The sequence below is a fragment of the uncultured Caldilinea sp. genome, assembly GCF_937128415.1.
GTDB lineage: Bacteria > Chloroflexota > Anaerolineae > Caldilineales > Caldilineaceae > Caldilinea.
Genome location: NZ_CAKZMJ010000002.1, coordinates 1 through 16,980 on the forward strand (window position 1 = coordinate 1; position 16,980 = coordinate 16,980).

General features: G+C 56.5%; 15 protein-coding genes and 1 tRNA gene. 6 read left to right on the forward strand and 10 right to left on the reverse strand.

The window, feature by feature from the left end; all coding sequences use genetic code 11:
- Window positions 1–443 precede the first annotated feature (443 nt).
- The 9 genes from cas4 to Q0367_RS00170 all read right to left on the reverse strand — a co-directional run bounded on the left by cas4 (window position 444) and on the right by Q0367_RS00170 (window position 10,251).
- Complete coding sequence (gene cas4 / locus Q0367_RS00130) at window positions 444–1,085, reverse strand: CRISPR-associated protein Cas4 (protein ID WP_298980526.1); 642 nt, start codon at window positions 1,083–1,085, stop codon at window positions 444–446.
- Between the two features lie 16 nt (window positions 1,086–1,101).
- Entirely contained in the window at window positions 1,102–1,365 is a 264-nt protein-coding gene (gene cas2 / locus Q0367_RS00135; RefSeq protein ID WP_297631417.1) for a CRISPR-associated endonuclease Cas2, read from the reverse strand.
- A 10-nt stretch (window positions 1,366–1,375) separates the two neighbouring features.
- Window positions 1,376–2,401, reverse strand: a complete 1,026-nt coding sequence (gene cas1, locus Q0367_RS00140) for a CRISPR-associated endonuclease Cas1 (RefSeq protein WP_297631421.1) — start codon at window positions 2,399–2,401, stop codon at window positions 1,376–1,378.
- Window positions 2,402–2,455: 54 nt separating this feature from the next.
- A complete protein-coding gene (gene cas6 / locus Q0367_RS00145; protein WP_297631424.1) occupies window positions 2,456–3,424 on the reverse strand; it encodes a CRISPR system precrRNA processing endoribonuclease RAMP protein Cas6 in 969 nt (322 codons plus the stop codon).
- An 87-nt stretch (window positions 3,425–3,511) separates the two neighbouring features.
- Window positions 3,512–5,887, reverse strand: a complete 2,376-nt coding sequence (gene cas3, locus Q0367_RS00150; protein ID WP_298980527.1) for a CRISPR-associated helicase Cas3' — start codon at window positions 5,885–5,887, stop codon at window positions 3,512–3,514.
- Window positions 5,884–6,615, reverse strand: a complete 732-nt coding sequence (cas5b, locus tag Q0367_RS00155) for a type I-B CRISPR-associated protein Cas5b (RefSeq protein WP_298980528.1) — start codon at window positions 6,613–6,615, stop codon at window positions 5,884–5,886. Before cas5b ends, cas3 begins: the two co-directional genes overlap by 4 nt.
- Before the next feature lie 8 nt (window positions 6,616–6,623).
- Window positions 6,624–7,697 (reverse strand): type I-B CRISPR-associated protein Cas7/Cst2/DevR, encoded by a 1,074-nt coding sequence (cas7i, locus tag Q0367_RS00160; protein ID WP_363325813.1) that lies wholly within the window; start codon window positions 7,695–7,697, stop codon window positions 6,624–6,626.
- A 55-nt stretch (window positions 7,698–7,752) separates the two neighbouring features.
- Window positions 7,753–9,231, reverse strand: coding sequence for a type I-B CRISPR-associated protein Cas8b1/Cst1 (gene cas8a1, locus Q0367_RS00165; protein WP_298980530.1), 1,479 nt, complete (start codon window positions 9,229–9,231; stop codon window positions 7,753–7,755).
- Between the two features lie 6 nt (window positions 9,232–9,237).
- Window positions 9,238–10,251 (reverse strand): YafY family protein, encoded by a 1,014-nt coding sequence (locus Q0367_RS00170; RefSeq protein ID WP_298980531.1) that lies wholly within the window; start codon window positions 10,249–10,251, stop codon window positions 9,238–9,240.
- Between the two features lie 391 nt (window positions 10,252–10,642).
- Here Q0367_RS00170 and Q0367_RS00175 point away from each other — a divergent pair.
- Window positions 10,643–10,714 (forward strand) — tRNA-Arg (locus Q0367_RS00175).
- A gap of 79 nt (window positions 10,715–10,793) precedes the next feature.
- Here the strand turns inward: Q0367_RS00175 and Q0367_RS00180 are convergent.
- Window positions 10,794–11,204 carry a YccF domain-containing protein gene (locus Q0367_RS00180; protein ID WP_297641143.1) on the reverse strand — a complete coding sequence of 137 codons (411 nt, stop codon included), beginning with the start codon at window positions 11,202–11,204 and terminating at the stop codon, window positions 10,794–10,796.
- A gap of 313 nt (window positions 11,205–11,517) precedes the next feature.
- Here Q0367_RS00180 and Q0367_RS00185 point away from each other — a divergent pair, with 313 nt between their 5' ends.
- The 5 genes from Q0367_RS00185 to rpiA all read left to right on the forward strand — a co-directional run bounded on the left by Q0367_RS00185 (window position 11,518) and on the right by rpiA (window position 16,915).
- Window positions 11,518–12,075, forward strand: a complete 558-nt coding sequence (locus Q0367_RS00185; protein WP_298980532.1) for a tetratricopeptide repeat protein — start codon at window positions 11,518–11,520, stop codon at window positions 12,073–12,075.
- Window positions 12,072–13,358: a hypothetical protein gene (locus Q0367_RS00190; protein WP_298980533.1), complete on the forward strand. Its 1,287-nt coding sequence runs from the start codon at window positions 12,072–12,074 to the stop codon at window positions 13,356–13,358. The genes Q0367_RS00185 and Q0367_RS00190 overlap by 4 nt, the downstream gene beginning before the upstream one ends.
- A 24-nt stretch (window positions 13,359–13,382) precedes the next feature.
- Window positions 13,383–15,035 carry a hypothetical protein gene (locus Q0367_RS00195; RefSeq protein ID WP_298980534.1) on the forward strand — a complete coding sequence of 551 codons (1,653 nt, stop codon included), beginning with the start codon at window positions 13,383–13,385 and terminating at the stop codon, window positions 15,033–15,035.
- Between the two features lie 128 nt (window positions 15,036–15,163).
- Entirely contained in the window at window positions 15,164–16,156 is a 993-nt protein-coding gene (glk, locus tag Q0367_RS00200) for a glucokinase (RefSeq protein WP_298980535.1), read from the forward strand.
- Window positions 16,157–16,183: 27 nt separating this feature from the next.
- Window positions 16,184–16,915, forward strand: a complete 732-nt coding sequence (rpiA, locus tag Q0367_RS00205) for a ribose-5-phosphate isomerase RpiA (RefSeq protein WP_298980536.1) — start codon at window positions 16,184–16,186, stop codon at window positions 16,913–16,915.
- The last annotated feature ends 65 nt before the right edge of the window (window positions 16,916–16,980 follow it).

The window sequence follows — 16,980 nt, forward strand, 5'->3', positions numbered from 1 at the left end:
TGCCTAGACCAAGACCCAGACCGTAAGGCATGTTGTACAAGACAGTTTCAGTATCCTCGCTGTTGGATCGTTGCCTAGACCTTCGATATGTCTACAGTCTACTTATCTTGCGAAATGTTTCAGTATCCTCGCTGTTGGATCGTTGCCTAGACCCGCACCCGCTCAAAGCATTTCGCATTGGCAAAAATGCCTTTGCATACTGCTCGATGCATTTATAGCGCTTCCACAAAAGATGATTCGAGACCGTTTCAATTTTACATCCTTCTTATTTCTAACCTCTTGTCGCAAATGGACTTTTTGTTGAAATGGAACCCCAATTTGAGATGAAAAAATGATGAATTGTGCTCTGGAGCAACAGTGTCGACCGGCTTCTACAGCAGCAGTTTCGTCAGTAACCGTTCCAGTTTCTCTCCGATTTGCGAAGATGCGTCTTCTTACAGGCTTTATATCACGTCGTTGCAAAAGCGGCGAAATTCACAGTCAACACACCGATTTCGATGAGGAGTCGGGGCAGGCATGTGCTCCCCCAAGACCATCTTACGAATTTCCGCCAACGTTTGCTCCGCCTCCTTGCGCAACTGTTTGTCGAGTTTGATATGAACGGGGCGTTTGAGAGGAATGAGGTAGAGAACGCCTTCAGGCGCCGGCGCCCCCCAGACTTCCTCTAACATTAGCCCATAACAGGCCAACTGCAGCCGAAAGTGTCGCCCCGGCTCGCGACGGCTCATTTTGAAGTCTACAGGCGTCAATCGGCGCTGGCTGCCGTCGCTGCTCTCCACTACGAGGTCGATTAAAGCTGTGCAGCCAAGTCGTTCCGAAGTCAGCGCCACATGAAAATGGCGCACCCCTTCCGTTAACCGATACTCCCGCAGACTGCGGCGTTTTTCTAGCTCCTCTACACGGCTCTGCGCTTCCAGGCCATGCTGCATTTTGTAGGTGAGGGGACGCACCCCGGGTAGGCAATACTCGTAAAAAACCACCCTTGGACAGTAAGCATATTGCTTAATATCGGCGACTCGAATTCGCCACTCGTTTTCCGGCGTCTCAATATCAGGCTCCATGATTTCACTAGTCTGCTCCATCATCATGAACGCTCCTGTCTTATGCCGTTGAAGTTTCCGATTCACGATGAATAGAAATTCGGCTGCGCCAGTCCTCCTTACATATTGGGAACAGATCGATTCTACCGGGCGCCTTGCCCAAACGTCTGTCCAGCTTTAACATAAGCTCCTCTTGATGATTGTTGCTCAAGTCGCCGATGAAGGCGCTGTATTGAATGCGATCTAGACCATAGTCCAGACAAAAGTCAGCAATTTTGGTTCGGATCTTGTCGTCAGGAATGTCATAGATGACAAGGCATTTCATGATACATCTCCTACCAAGACGCAACGAATGCATCGTACGCAGGCCGTTCTCCACGCAAGAAGGTCGCCAGATGCCGGGCTTGCATCTGGATGATGGAGCGCAGTGCATGGCGCTTCCCCTCAAAGGGCTCGGCGCCATCGAGGCGCGCAAGAATCTTTTCCGCAATGCTACGGCGGCTTGCTTCTGTCAAGGCATGACGTTCATCAAGCTCAATCGCCATATTGCGATTGAAAATAGCGATGATCGTGCGGTCTACGACAGTCTGGCGGAACTCCTCTACAAGGTCGAACACCAGGCTTGCCTTCCCTGGACGATCTACATGCAAAAATCCTGCATACGGGTCCAGGCCGGCCAGCACCAATGCTCGCTCCACTTCGCTATAGAGAATGCCATAGCCATAATTGAGGGCTGCATTCAACGGATCGGTTGCGCCCTGCGTGCGCCGCCCAGGCCAGTCCACCTCAGTAAGTAGCAGCTGTTTGACGCCCGCCCAGTACTTCTGGGCAGCTCGCCCTTCGATCGAAAGCAGGACGCCCCGGCAAGCATCGACCGTCTCCCCAATGCAACGCTCGACTTCAGCCAGATGGTCGAGCACCTCATCGGCCAGCAGGCGCACTTCATGGTAAAGCTCCGGCTGTTTTTCGCGACGGTTTTTGCTGAGGTACTTGAGCAGGTTGCTCTGGTTGCGGATTTTGCCGGTCGCAATCGCCTTGGCGAACAGAAGTCCTCTTTCGCTGTCACGAGCCTGTAACTGAGCGCGTCGCGTCTGAATCGTCGCCGTCAACGAAGCGCTGTAGAAACTGCCGACCGGTCGTCCGTGCGCGTCGAGAAAATGAATCGGGATTCCGGCTTCCGCACACGCCGCTACAGCGTCACTGCTCAAACTGATGCCTTTCCCGGTAATCAACACCGTCTCCAAGTGCATCAGCGGCGCCTCGATGCGCTTTTCGCCCTGGCAGGTGACGCTTAGGCGCTCGCTCTTCTTCCCCACGAAACTGCCGAATTCGTCCACGATAAGATGTTGAACGATTCCCACAGAAATTCCTCCTCGACTGATTCGATCGATGGATAGAAGATCGCAAAAAATCTCTCATCCTACGCTCAGTTGATATACGCCGCACCCCTTCACTACATTTTTCCCTACCTGCACAACCTCTCCCCACACCAGCCAGGGCAGCAAGGCGTCCCAGTTTTCGGCCCAATAAGTCGCCTTTCCAATCAATCCGCCTAACCGTTGCTCGCGTCCCAGACGCGAAGAGTAGCCCGCCACATCCCACCAACGCGTCTCGTCGGCCACCGGCGACACAGCGTCTGCGGCAGGGAAAATATCGCGCTTGAGAACAATATCCGGGCGGCCCTCTCCATGCTGGGCGCAAAGATCAAGCACGCGCAGCACGATCTGTTTCATCAACGGGAAAAATGCAGCTTCTTTCACAATATGTCCCGCCTGAATCAATCGCAGCGGAGTTGCGAATTCGACCGTCAGATGCATTGCGTTGCGCTGCAGCTGCTCTTTCAACGCCTGCGCCGCTTGGAAAACATCCTCATGGGTGATCGGCGCCGTCGCCGTCTGCACTGTGGTTGCGCCTGGCGCCAACACGGGTTGCGTTGCGCCGCTCAACAGATTGACAGCGTCGATGCGCGCAATGCGAAAGCGGCCGCGGCGTCCGTTTTCTCCTCGGACGCCAACGCCATCCTCTCCGGCTGCCTGCACTGCGAGCACAAGATAGGGGAAATAGATCAATTGATTGCCAAAGAGCGTCAATCCAAAATCAAAGGACTCCCCAGGCGTAAAAACGTTCTGTGTCGTCAATGGCGGCCGGAGGGCGAAGGGACGGCGGATATCTCCGCCCCCTTCTGGGGCCAGCTCATAGCTGAGCAACTGACAGATAGGACAGAGGGCCTGATGCAGCGGTTCGGTCTTTTCTGCGCGCCACTCCGGACAATAGGTGCGCTTCAGATAGCCGGCCATCGCTCCGCGCAGCGCACTGCCTTTGAAGTCGTGAAAGAAGATCGGCGTCTCCGCCGTCACCAAGAAACGGAAATGGTGCGCAATCAATGGGATTCGGTTGTATGAAAAACGAAATCTGTCGGAAGAAGTCATTTTGAACAGACCTCTATTGAAAAATAGTTTCTGAGAATGCTTCTATTGTTCTGTCCCCGAGAAAGAATCGAACATCAAGCCTTGCTCGGCAGTGTACGACGTCAGCACAACAGGCGGCGTGCGGCGATCGCCTGCTTTCACCATACCTTGACGAGCCAACGCATGATAGCTGCGCCAGGAAATAGGAACAAGTAAATCGTGGGCTCGAATAGGGTCATCCTCGTACAGCCGTGCGTATTCGTCGTATAAATCATTCGGAAGCACCTCAAGACCGTCGAAAGCTTTGTAGAACTCCTCTTGAAGCATGAGATCGGATTGAAAGGCGCGTAATGTGCGTATGCAGGTTGCTTCGAATTCGCTTGCCGCCCTGGCGTATTCGTTCTGCCATTGCTCGGCGATTTCGCCGGTGTAAATTTCATCAAGCCACGAACCGATCGAGCTTTCGTCGATCGGCCTTCCATCCTCCCGTTTCAAAATATCGATGGTTCGCTTGACGATATCGGCAGCGTAAATTTTTTGACCGTCGTCTGGCCGGCAGAAGACATGCACAGGGGCTAAGTCAGGATGTAAGCGTCGACGATTGATGCGCCCAAATCGCTGCACCAAAGCCTCGAGCGGTGCAGGGTCGCTGTAGAGCACATCGAGATCGATGTCGAGACTCACCTCCACCGCCTGCGTCGCCACTAAGACAACGGGTTTTCTCTGATCGCTTTTTGACCCTACGGCATGACGAATCAGCGTTTCTTTGTAAAGGCGGTCGCGAATTGTGAACCGACTGTGAAGCAAGATAACTTCGATGCGCTGGTGAGCCAGTCGCGGACGCAACTGTTCATACACGTCCTGTGCACGTGCAACCAGGTTGCAAACCACGAGCACCGATTTACCTTGTTGAGCGTCGGCGCAGATGCGCTGCAGGCTTTCTTCGTCGGTCAATTCGCCGTCGAGCAGATGAAGACGATGGCGTCGAAACTGGATGAACACCGCCTCATCGGCCAAAATCTCCGCTGGAAAATTCAGCGCACTATGCAACTGCCGGCGGATCAAACTCGGGAACGTGGCCGACATGATCAAGAATCGGGCGCTATAGTTCCTCGCGAGATACTCGATTGTTTTTAGGATCATCGCCAGGCGACGCACCTCATACGCATGAATCTCGTCGAAGATAAAAGCTGCCCCATGGTAGTCCAGCAATAGCGCTTCATATCCTTTTAGACGATACATGCCTTTCAGCATCTGAAACGGACTGAAAACGCGCACCGGCTGTTGGTTTAGCTGAGCCAGGTTGCGCGCCCACCGTGCTTCTTTTGCTGCTCGCCGGGGATCGTACTCCTTTTCCAGCATCAGGCGATACAGAGCAGACAAAGCGCGGCCATGCAAGATGCCAACATGCATTTCGCCATAACTATGGGCAAGTCGTCGCTGCATAGCATTCATGCTGGCCTGATAGGGCAGGGTGTAAAACAGACGAGTGATGCCCCTTTCAGTAGCTTGACGGGCAGCCCAAAGTTGAGCTGCCTCGGTCTTCCCGCTGCCTGTAGGGGCAATCAATATGGCCGAACCACAGATTTCTCCTGCAAGGCGCTGATGGTGATAAAGCGCGTTGGGGTTGATGCCGCACTGCTCCAGCACCGTCTTTGCGTCAAAATCCACCTTTAGCGGACTATGCACATGCGCTGAGGCGCTCTGATCGGCATTGATGATATGCCCGCGTAATGCCAATGTGCCGATGATGAGCGCAGGGTCGTTGCTCTGAGTAATTGTTTTAAAGAAGCGACGATACACGCGCAACCAATGACGAACTTGATCGACCCCCTTCTTACGAATCTGCTGCACCGCTTGTTCGACTTCTGGCAGAGGAGCTGGCTGCACACCAAGCTGGTCTAACCCCAGCGAGTCAATCCAGTCTGCGCTGCATTCGGCCAGCCATCGCCACATTCCTTGCATCGACTCATCAGGCAATTCGGCGATAAGCGTTGCAACGATGTCCTCTTCATATGGATCCTCTGGAGGCTCATATGCATTTTGAATCTCCTCGGCGTCGCGATGATGAGAGACGACCGCTGCAACAACCCAAGGAAGTTCATCAGCGGTGAACGCCCCTGCAATCCAATCTATGAATGCCAGAGACAAGACTTCATGCCGATACGGCCAACGCGGCCCACCACGTAAGCGCGCTTGAAATCCGCCGGCGGCTTTCCCAAAATCATGGAGCATGATGGACCAGAACAGGATGTGCCATAATCTCGGTGCGCCAACGGCCTGTGGAAGATGAGGGCGCAGGCGCGTCAAGTCGCTGAATCGCTCCAGCACAAGCCAGGTGTGTTGCGCCAATGATTCCGGTGAGCCGCCTGCTCCTTTCTCCGCGCTTTTGGCCCAGACACCCTCCAGCCAATCAGGCCAGCACAAGGGGCGTCTCATCCTTCATCTCCAACAAAACTGAGAAAAATAAGCCCAAGAGGGGCGTCTCTAAACTTCGGTGCATACGGGTCAGTCCAGTAGGGTCCGTAACGAGCTTCTGCAAATCGCAGCCCTTCTTCGTTGGGCAACACTACTGGCTCTTGGACGACAAAGTATCGCTGGAAAGTTGGGTGACGATTCCTGTTGTAATCGATGAATCGAGGCATCAGAACGGTCACCCCACGACGCGCCTGGAGCGCCATCTCATATGGGAGCACTGTATGTCCGAAATAAGCCCGTTCGCTCTGCTCGAGCTGGATAACCTCAACGCTGGTGTAGGTGAACAAATCTTGTGAACGCCCCAACACCACTGCATAGCGCGGGCTCTGGAACATCGAAAGCCATTCCGGACGGTTAATGTAAAGAGTCAAACGAGGTCGAAAGAAGATCTCTCGCTCGAATGGATTGATGTTGCCCTCTAAAACCTTGGGATGCGTGGTTTCGCCCAGTTTGCCGCCGGCGGGTTTCGCCACGACGATATGTTCCAGGTCGCGTGCGATGCCTTGGTGTGTGAACTGGTACGCCACTTTGACCCCTTGCGGGTCAAACCATTCCCCCAAGGCGCTGCATATGTGACCGTAGATGGTTGCAGGCGGCGGCGCCGGAAAACTTGGATGAACTTGTTGCATAAAGTGAGGGTAGCGGAAGGATGTCGTCAATCCTTCCGCCACCACTTTCAATACGCGCATGTGCCCTCCTATTCAAGCCACTTCTGGTTTTCCGCCTTGCGCAGTTGTTCAGCTAGGGCTCGAAACGCGTCTCGCGGGTGGCTTATCTGAATGTTTTGAGCGCCGCTTTCTGCAATGAACGCTTCCACTTTTTTGCGCTCATCGTCTAGGTAGCCTTTCACCCAACCGATGTAGATGTCCGAAAGAATATCATCTTGAAAGACGTCAAGCGCCTCTTTGAAAGCGTCAATCTTAAACTCAGGCAATCCACGTCCAGAGGCGCCGATCACATGCCCGAACAGATGGTTGCCCCCCTTCGTTACAGCCATAATCACCAGGGCCGGAGCAACGTCCGTGTAATGCAACGTCTGTTTGGCCCCGCCTTCCAGCACGGCAAAACCCTCAAAGAGCGTGCTGATTCGCTTGGCGCGCTCATCAACCGGGAGACGATAGGACTTCCGATCTTCTAAATGAATCAGATTTTTCTGTCGCGCCTCCTTGACGCGTTCTTCGTCCAGATTGCGAAAGCCGGTTCGACGTTGATAGGAGAAGGTGCCACATGCGTCGAGATCGAGCGAAAACAGACCTTTCAACGTCGTGCGGTAAAATTGATGTTCATGCGGCACAGGGTCGCCTTCATGGCGCGACATGGTGCCGAAGTCTTCGGTGAGGGTTACAGGGGCGATCGACACCAGTGTGCTGACTCGGAACGGTGAAACGCGCGTCACGGTGTCCGTTGTGGGCGTTTCTTCTGTGCGCGATGCATCGGCGCTGCGCTTTTCGACTGCGGATGTGCGCTTGGAAGGAGCACGCATATATCCAAATAAGTCATCGTCCCACCATCGGATGGGATTGGCGTCGGTGTAGGCCACCTTTTCCTCTCGATAGATCGGGGCAGCCTGCCAGCCTAGATCGCTGCTTTCCAGCGTCGTGCGCAGCCAGTAACGAAACGCTTGCGCCGATACATAAGGGTACGTTCCATCTTTTGCACGAATGACTTTGACGCCGACGGTGTTGTCTGTGCGGGCGCCGGGCACGCTCCCCAGGTTGTTCAAAGCAGAAGCTGGAGCGTCAATCAAAAAGAGGCCGGTTACGAAAGACATCGATCTTCTCCTTTTCGTTTCAAAAAGCCGGTATAGATCGGTGCAACGCAGGGAATTAATCTTGATCAGCTTGCATCTCTCCAGCATTATCCTCAGGAATTACATCGCTATTTTTGCGCAGCCAACCTGTCTCATGCAGACGCTCGATCATGCGGATCAGCACCAGATCCCGCGCAAAACTCCAGTCGGCCCTCGCCACTTCGTCGCCCTCTTCGAATACGGTGATGTATGGCTCAAGGGTGATCAACGGTGGATTGCCGCGTCTGACGCTGGCAAGGTTCGCTTTTAGCAGCAAGCTGCGAAAGTAGGGATAGCGCGACTCCCTCAGAAAACCTTGGAAAAACCTTCGATCGTTCTCCACACTGACGTACTCAGCCAGGCGGTCGCCCAACTTACGAATTTCTTCAATGCGTTCTTGCTCCATGTTCATCACTCTCCTTAGAAAACGTGCGGTGATCCCCCAAGAGACGAGTTCAATTTCCTGACGCAGAGAATAGCCGACCCTTGGATCGCCGCTTAGAGGTTTTGCCATGCGCAGCGCCTGACGAAGAAAGTAAATGCGCACAAACTTCTGGGCGTTCCAGGGCAGATTGAAAATGTCCTCATAAAGCCAGTTGATACGCGGTTGAAAATCGCTTTGCTTCTGTTTGCCTCCCTTTTTTGTGGGCGCAACCTCCCATGCTCTCCGAACGATCGCCTCCCACTGGTGGCGATACTTGTCGGATTGCATCTCTCGCAGAAAGCCGATGATCTCCATAGGAAGATAAAAAATATCGAGACTGACGCCTTGTCCACTGTTCGATAAATGATACGCCGTCAAAGAAAACGCCTGTTCCTCTTCCAGCGCCTCCTTTTGCATGCGACTGGCCTTCAGAAGAGTGTCTATCAGCAGTGTGCCTCTTGAAAGCGGCGACTCCGGCAATTTTGTGCTTCCCGCCTCCCGGGCCAGCTGAACGGCGCGTCGATTTTGATTTAGAAAGGCGGCGGCGAAATGCAGGAGGATTTCATCGTTGTCTGAATGAACCGCCAAAAGGCGCCCTCCCACCTTAGCGCACCCTAGAGGAAATGCTTGAATCGCAAGCATCGCCTCTCCCGAGACGGGCAGGCCGGCGTCCCCATAGGGGAAAAAGTTGATCGGCTCTTCTCCGGTCAGAAGAGGAATATGCTGGCGAAAAGCCCTCCCCGGAAGCAGTTCATCTTTGACATCATATGAAACCGCCGTCGCTGGCTTGCCGGTGAATACACAAATTTCTGACGTTCGCTGTGCGTCTGCTCGAAAACTTTTCAAAACACGATGAGCGTAAAGTTTTTGCTTTTCGGGTTGCTCAAAGAAAGCAGGTTGGGTGAAGCCTGAGTTGGGAAACGCAACGGTTAAAAAGGAGCGGAGAGGTTGTCGCAGATACTCAACCTCCATGTACTCTGCAATCTGCTCCAGGTCTGCTTCGGTGAGCTCGGAAGGATGCCGTTTGTCGGCGAACGCCGTGACGGTCGCGACGCCAACGTCGAAATACAGGTGGCCTGCAAAGTTAAACATGGTGAATCACTCCTCTTGATTCAGTAGAGCTGCGCGCCGATGCTCCTCTACAATCTTTTCTCGAAGATGTTGCGGTTGAAGCACTTTCACTTTAGCTCCGTAATACATGACCCAGTTCATAAATTCCGGGGTGACCGGAATGCGCACTCTAAAAAGCACGCTGCCATCCGCCAATTGTTCGACTTGCTGACTCTTATGCCATTGCTCCTCAGCAACCCAGCGTCCGGCGTTTGGTTCGAACAATAGAATGACTTCTTCCACCGCTTCCTCGCCTGCCCGCATCATCCCCCAGGCGTTTCCCATATATCGATCAAAGTCAAAATCGGCGGGAATCTCATAGGACGAATCCAGTATCGTCGCTTCGAGAATGCGATCGACCTTGAACATCAGCACATCGCGTCGTTTTTCGCAGTAAGCGACAAGTTGCCAGGAGCGTACATATGGCACCAACGCATATGGGCACACGACGCGCTCGGAAATTTCGCCGTTGCGCGAAGCGGTTTCGTAGAGAATGCGAAGTTTACGTTTTTCAATGTGCGCTTTTGTCAGCAATGTCAGCATTTTTTGTCGTTGCTGATAGTGACTGCTGAGAGGAGCCGGCTTAGCCAATTGCCTCAACATCACTACGTACTCATCAGGAAACAATGACTCCAGTCGGGCGATGGCGGATGCCAGTTCAGGGCCACCCAATCCGGAGACGCCCTTTGCAGATTGCACGGCGATGAGGAGCGCCAATGCTTCGGCGAAACCAAGCCTCAGCATCGGAAGCTCTGGAGTTCGTTCAAAGTAATAACCGTTTCTATCTTTCCTCAGAGGGAGTTTCAAGCCATGGCGAATGATCTCCAGGTCCTTGTCCATCATGCGTGGGCTGATCTCAAAGCGCTCCACCAAATCTTTGCGGTGATACTTTTTGGGAAAAGTTGCAATCAGCAGGACGGTCTCCAAAATGCGCGCTGTTCTTTTTATCTCTTCCGGTTTCGCACCTGAATTTTCAAACTGATCCAATGATTGAGCGCACATGTGCTGAAGCCCCTTTACGATTTTGCTTTTCTCACAGGATATCAACCTTGTGCGCACCCAGTAGTGCGCACACTCGACATACAAACCTTAAAATTTTCGGCTCTCCAAAGGAGAAACAATTGTGCAAGTAGGCGTTCATTGAGAAGAGAAAAATCGGGACTCGATGCCGTCACTATACTATGTTGTAAGCTTGAATGCAATACTTGCATGAAACAGCTCTGCACGACGGTGAGAGGTCCAGCACTTCAATCCGCAAGCGCATTCAGCGAATCTTTTGATCTGTGCATCCTATAAGCGCACAGAGTCTCGGTTCGCTTGTTTCTTTTTCAATAACGGAACAGATCGGCTTTGAACCCTCGCCCAACCTGATGTATACTATTCATAAACAACTGCCCCTGTAGCTCAGAGGATAGAGCGCCGGCCTCCGGAGCCGGGTGCACAGGTTCGAGTCCTGTCAGGGGCGCACGTCATGCGCGAAGAGAGCGGGCCAAACGCCCGCTCTCTTTACATGCATGAACCCTCTTTCTCGAATGAATTGCGCCTTAATCTCGCCGCAGCGTCAGCAGCCCCGGCACCCTGTCGAAAATCCAAAAGCCCAGCGGCAGGCCGATGATCGTCATGCACAAGAGGTAGCCGACCGAAAGCGCAATCGCCGCCAGCCACCAGCCCACCACAATAAACCACAGCGCCCGCACCAGAAAGGGATACTGCGGAACCCGGACTTCGCCATAGGGCGTGATCAGGCGGTCGGGCTGACGCAACGCCATGATCATCGGAATATGGTTCAGGATCGCAATCCCCAGCGGAATGGTCACGATCAATAAAAAGAAAATGTAAGCCGCAGTCACAGCGAAACTACCCAGCCACCAGCCGATAAAAACAAACCACAGGATTTGCACCAGGCAGCCCGGCTCTTTCTTCACTATGATTGGCGTCCCGCCAGGATATGTCATCGCAGACGTCCTTTCGTTGGATAACTTTTAACGCGTTTCTTGATGCATGTTTCGTTGCGTAAAACGCATCCACGCATTGTTCATTATTCATTAATTGAATTACGCAATCAATTGTGAAACGTTGCGCGGCACGCCTACACGGGGAAGCAACACGCGCCTGCTGCGGCGGTTTGCAGCTTCGCGGCGGCATGCAGTATTGTTATGTGATCGACGGGAACCTGTCCACTCGCCAATTCGTTCGATCGCCAGGGCATCAGAGCACCTGCGCCAGGAGGAGCAAGGCGTTTATGGCGCAGGGCAAAAGGGAGAGGTTATGTCCTTTGAGTCACAGTCGGAGGAATTCAAGCGCGCATTGGCCGAAAGCGCCTGGCTGCTGCGCATGAACCAACCGCAGGCTGCGCTGGAAAAGCTGCTTCCGCTCTATGAACAGGCGCCCACCCACCCCGACGTGGCGCTCAACCTGGGCGGCGCCTACATTCTCATGGCGAAATGGCGCAAGGCGGAGCAGGTGCTGAGCAAGGCCGCCGAGCTGCACGCCGACAACGCCATGATCTGGGTCAACCTGGCGGCGGCGCATCTGGGGCGACTGGAGCTTTCCGGCCCCCAACAGCAAGAACGAGCCATCCGCGCTTACAAACGCGCCCTGGAGATCGATCCGAAAGCGCCCAACGTTCACTATCACCTCGGCCTGATCTATAAAGAGCGCGGCGAGTTGGCGCAGGCGATCGAGTGGTTCCGCGCCGCGCTCGAAGTCAATCCAGCCGATCAGGATGCAAGTTACTGGATCGAGCGGCTTTCAGCGCTGTTGAACGCCTCCCGCCCGACGACGGGAGGAGAGACAGCCCCGGATGAGGGGCAGGAGCGACCATGAGTTCAGAGCCGATGCACACCTCCTCGGCGGAAACCATTTGGAGCGCCCAGCCCCGCCATCGCCTGCGCGAAAATCCCGAGCGCCTGGCGTGGATTGTGCTGCTGACCAGCTTCGCCATCTTCGTCACGCTCGCCATCACCGTGCCGCTTGCCATCCGCCACTTCATCGAGATTGCCACTGTCAAACAGGCCGCCGTGCTCGACCCGACGCAGGGCACAGTCCTGCTCTACCCTCCGCGTTCGCTGGAGCCGATCGCCATCACCGACCTGCGCGACCAGGTGGTGGAGGGCAGCGTGATCGAGGCGGGAGACAGCCCAACGCAGGCCACGATCCGCTTAATCAGTGAACGCAATGACGACCAGTCCCTGGGCAGCGTCCAGATTTTCTCCGGCACGCGGCTGCGCATCGACCGCATTCGCAGCCCGATGTTTTCGATGAGCAGCGCTCCGCACCAGGCGCAATTGACGGTGGAGCGCGGCCAGCTGCGCGTCTTCACCAACAGCGGCGAACGTCGCCCCTTCGCCGTTCATCTCGTCACCCCACACGGCGAGGTCGATCTCTCCACCGGCAGCTATCAGATTGCGGTGACGCCGGAGCAGACCAGCGTGATGGTCAGCGCAGGCGAGGCGGTGATGCAAAAAGATGGCTTCGCCTCGCTCGTCGTGACGTCCGGGCTGCGCGGATGGATGACGGCCGACGCCCTCGCCGACGCACCGCTGGCGGCCACGGAAAACCTGCTGCGCAACGGCAACTTCACCGAAGCGATGCGCGACACCTGGGAAAGCTACGTGATCGCACAAAATGTTACGCCGGGCCGCGTCAGCATCATGGAGCGCGACGGCCGCCGCGTCGCCTATTTTATTCGGCAGGGCGAGGACAACGTTCCCACCGAGGTCGGCATTCGGCAGCACATCGGCAGGGACGTCAACGTCTACGACAGCCTGATTCTCCAGCTCGACGTCAAACTGCTCTTCCAGAGCCTGCCGGGCGCCGGCTATCTCAGCTCCGAATATCCGCTGCGCGTCGAAATCACATATACGGACATTTACGGCAAACAGCTGGCGTGGGGGCATGGCTTTTATTATCGCGACCCGGAGAACGAAAACTGGAAGATCGTCAACGGTGAAAAGATTCCGCCTTTCACCTGGTACACCTATCGCTCGCCCAACCTCATGGAGCTGTTGAAAGATACGCGTCCGGCGCGCATCGACTCCATTCGCATCTACGCCAGCGGCTGGAATTATCAGAGCATGGTCAGCGAAGTTTTTCTGTTCGCCGAATAACCCCCTGCATCGTCTGTCCGCCTTATGACGCTCCGCCGCATCGCCTTGCTGACCGGGCTGGCGCTCTATCTGGCGCTGGCTTTCCATCAACTTGGGCTGCCCGGCCTGCACTATGACGAAGCGCGCGAGGCCGGCCTCAACGCCATGGAGATTCTGACCGGCGCGCCCATCACAGCGTTTCGCGGCGTCGGCGTGGAGGTGATGGGGCGCACCTTCCCCTTGATGGTGCAAGACTACATCGGCGCGCTCAACGTCTACCTGGCGCTGCCTTTTCTCGCCTTCACCGGCATCGGTGTTCCCAACCTGCGCGCGCTGCCGGTGCTCTGCGGGCTGTTGGCCCTGCTGTTGGCGGAGCGCAGCATCTCCGAGTGGATGGCCTGGCGCAGCAGAACGACCGTCGATGGCCGGCCTTCTCCTGCGCCGATCTCCTTCGCCGGTTTGCTCGCCGTCTGGTGGATCGCCGCGTCGCCGGGGTTCGTCTTCTGGAGTCGACAAGGCGTCTTTGTCACCAATGTGACCCAGGTCTTTGTCTTCTTATGCATCTGGCAGACGATCCGCTGGCTGCGCATCGGTCGCCCAGCCGCGCTGGTGATTGCAGCGTTGGCCGCCGGGCTGGCGCTGTACGCCAAGCTGCTGGCCATCTGGGTGATTGCGCCGCTGGCGCTCTTTGCACTCCTCGCCTGGCTCCGTCGGCGACGCGCGGGAGACAAGCCATTGGCTCTCGCTCCATCGACATTGGGACTGGCGGCGCTCGCCTTCGCCGCGCCGCTGACGCCGCTGATTTGGTTCAACCTGCAAAGCGGCGGCACGCTGAGCAGCATCGTCGCCAATCTGGGGCGCAGCTACTACGGCGTCGACAATCTGGCGCTGGGCGCTAACCTTGTCACCCGCTTGGGCCAGCTTGTTCAGATTTTACGCGGAGATCAATTCTGGTATCTCGGCGCAGTGTTCGCCAACCCCGTGGCGCCTTGGGTTGGGCTGCTGATCGTTGCGCTCGGCCTGTTGCGCGCGCCGCAACAGGTGGCGCCGCCGCTTTCGCTGCTTCTGAGCGCAGTGGCGCTGAGCATCTTCACCGTGAGCGACCTCTTCATCACCCACTATGCATTGCTCCAACCGTTGGCGCTGGGCGTGATCGCGGTGGCGGCGGGCGCGCTCTTTGCGCAGCGATCGCGCGCCAAAGCCAGTCTATCTACGTCGCTGCGAGTTTTACGTTCGCTCACGGCCGGGCTGCTCCTGGCAGTTTTCATCGTCGATCTCGCCAACACCGTCGCCTATCACCGCGCGCTGGCGCAGAGCGGCGGCCTCGCCGACCATTCCGACGCCAGCTATCACCTGGCTTATCATCTGCGTTACAACGGCCTGGGGGCGCCGGTTGCGCTCGACTGGGGCATCGACGCCACCGTGCGCTTTTTGTCCGAGGGTGCGGTGACGCCGATCGAAATTTTTGGATATACGTCGCCCGCAGCGCCGGATGACGAATTCGAGCAACGGCTCGCCGTCTTTCTGGATAACCCGGACAACGTTTACCTGCTGCACAGCGAGCAGGCGACCGTGTTCCAGGGGCGCCGGGAGCGCTTCTTCGCCGCTGTGGCGGCGCGCGGACGAACGCCGGTGTTGGAGCGTCGCTTCACGCAGCGGGACGGCGCAGCGCTCTATGAAATCTGGAAAGCTCCATGAGAAGCTTCCTGGATGCGACGCCCACCGATTGTGAATTGCAGACGCGCCCCATCCCATTCTCCTTTTGGCCCATGATATAATCGACCTATCAATATTCTCGACCCATCCCTCTGAAGGAGACGCGTGCAATGCTCTTAGCAGGAGACATCGGAGGCACCAAGACGCAGCTGGCCGTCTTTTCGCTCGCCGAAGGTCCGCGACGCCCTGTGGCGGAAGCAATCTTCCCCAGCGCAGAATACACCGACCTGGCCGACATGGTGCGCGAGTTCATCGCTCGGACCAATCTCCCTGTGGAATACGCCTGCTTCGACGTCGCCGGGCCGGTGATCGGTGGACGGGCGCAGCTCACCAACCTCCCATGGATCGTCGACAGCGCAGCGCTCGCCGCCGAACTCAACCTGCGACGCGTCTGGCTGCTCAACGATCTGCAGGCGACCGCCTATGCTGTACCGCAGTTGACCCCGGCCGACCTTGAAACGCTCAACAAAGGCGAGCCTGCCGAATACGGCGCCATCGCCGTGATCGCGCCGGGCACCGGTCTGGGCGAAGCTTTTCTGGTCTGGACCGGAAGCTCCTATATGGCTTACGCCTCTGAAGGCGGCCACACCGACTTCGGCCCCAACGACGAAGTCGAGATCGAACTGTTGCGCTTTCTGCTCAAGCGCTACGGCCACGCCGGCTACGAGCGCATCTGCTCCGGCATCGGCATCCCCAACATTTATGACTTTTTCCGAGACAGCGGCCGTTTCCCCGAGTCGCCGCGCATTGCGCAGGCGTTGGCGACGACGGACGACCGCACGCCTATCATCGTGCAGGCGGCCCTCGACCCCGTTGAGCCGGACCCGTTGTGCGTGGCCGCGATGGAAATGTTCGTGAGCGTGCTCGGCGCAGAGGCGGGCAACCTGGCGCTCAAAGTGCTGGCCACCGGCGGCGTCTATCTGGGCGGCGGCATCCCCCCGCGCATCCTGCCGCTGTTGCGCGGGGAGCGCTTTATGCGGGCCTTCACCCACAAAGGGCGCTTCTCGGAGATGATCAGCCGGATTCCCGTCCACGTCGTGTTGACGCAGGCGGCGTTGATCGGCGCCGCCCGCTATGGGCTGGAGCGCATGTCTTCCGATTGAACTTCACGCTGTTGGAGAGAATTGCCCGTGACGGACAGAACTGTCTCAAAATCAACCGCTCAACCTGTCGATGCCTATGCCACATTCAAACGAGAAGCAGGCGAGTACGCCGTGCGCTTCGTGGAGTCGGGCATGGTGGTTGGCCTGGGCACCGGCAGCACCGCCATCCACGCAGTGCGGCGCATCGGCGCCATGGTGCGCAGCGGCGAATTGCGCAACATCGTGGGCGTCGCCACGTCATTGGCCACCCTTCAAGAGGCGATGGCGCTGGGCATCCCCTTGCTTTCCGACGATCTGCCGCGCGAGATCGACGTCACCATCGACGGCGCCGATGAAGTCGACCCGGCGTTCAACCTGATCAAAGGAGGCGGAGGGGCGCTGCTGCGCGAAAAGATCGTGGCGCAGGCCAGCCGGCGTCTCGTGATTGTCGTCGATGAACGCAAACTCTCGCCTCAGCTCGGCGTGAAGTGGCCTGTGCCGATCGAGATCATGCGCTTTGGATACGCCTCGCAGGTGCGCCACCTGGCTTCGCTGGGCGCGCAGGTCAATCTACGCATGACTGCGGAAGGGACGCCCTACGTCACCGACAATGGCAACTGGATTGTCGACTGCAACTTTGGCCCCATCGACGATCTGGAGGCCCTGGCGCAGCGGCTTGGCGCACGCGCCGGTCTCGTCGAGCATGGCCTCTTCCTCAATATGGCGACCGATCTGGTCGTGGCCGGCGACCACGGCGTTCGCTACATACCACGGCCCTGATTTCCAAAACCGCCTTCTTTTCCGTCATCTGTCGGTGCGCTTTCCGTCTACTTTGATGTATAAGA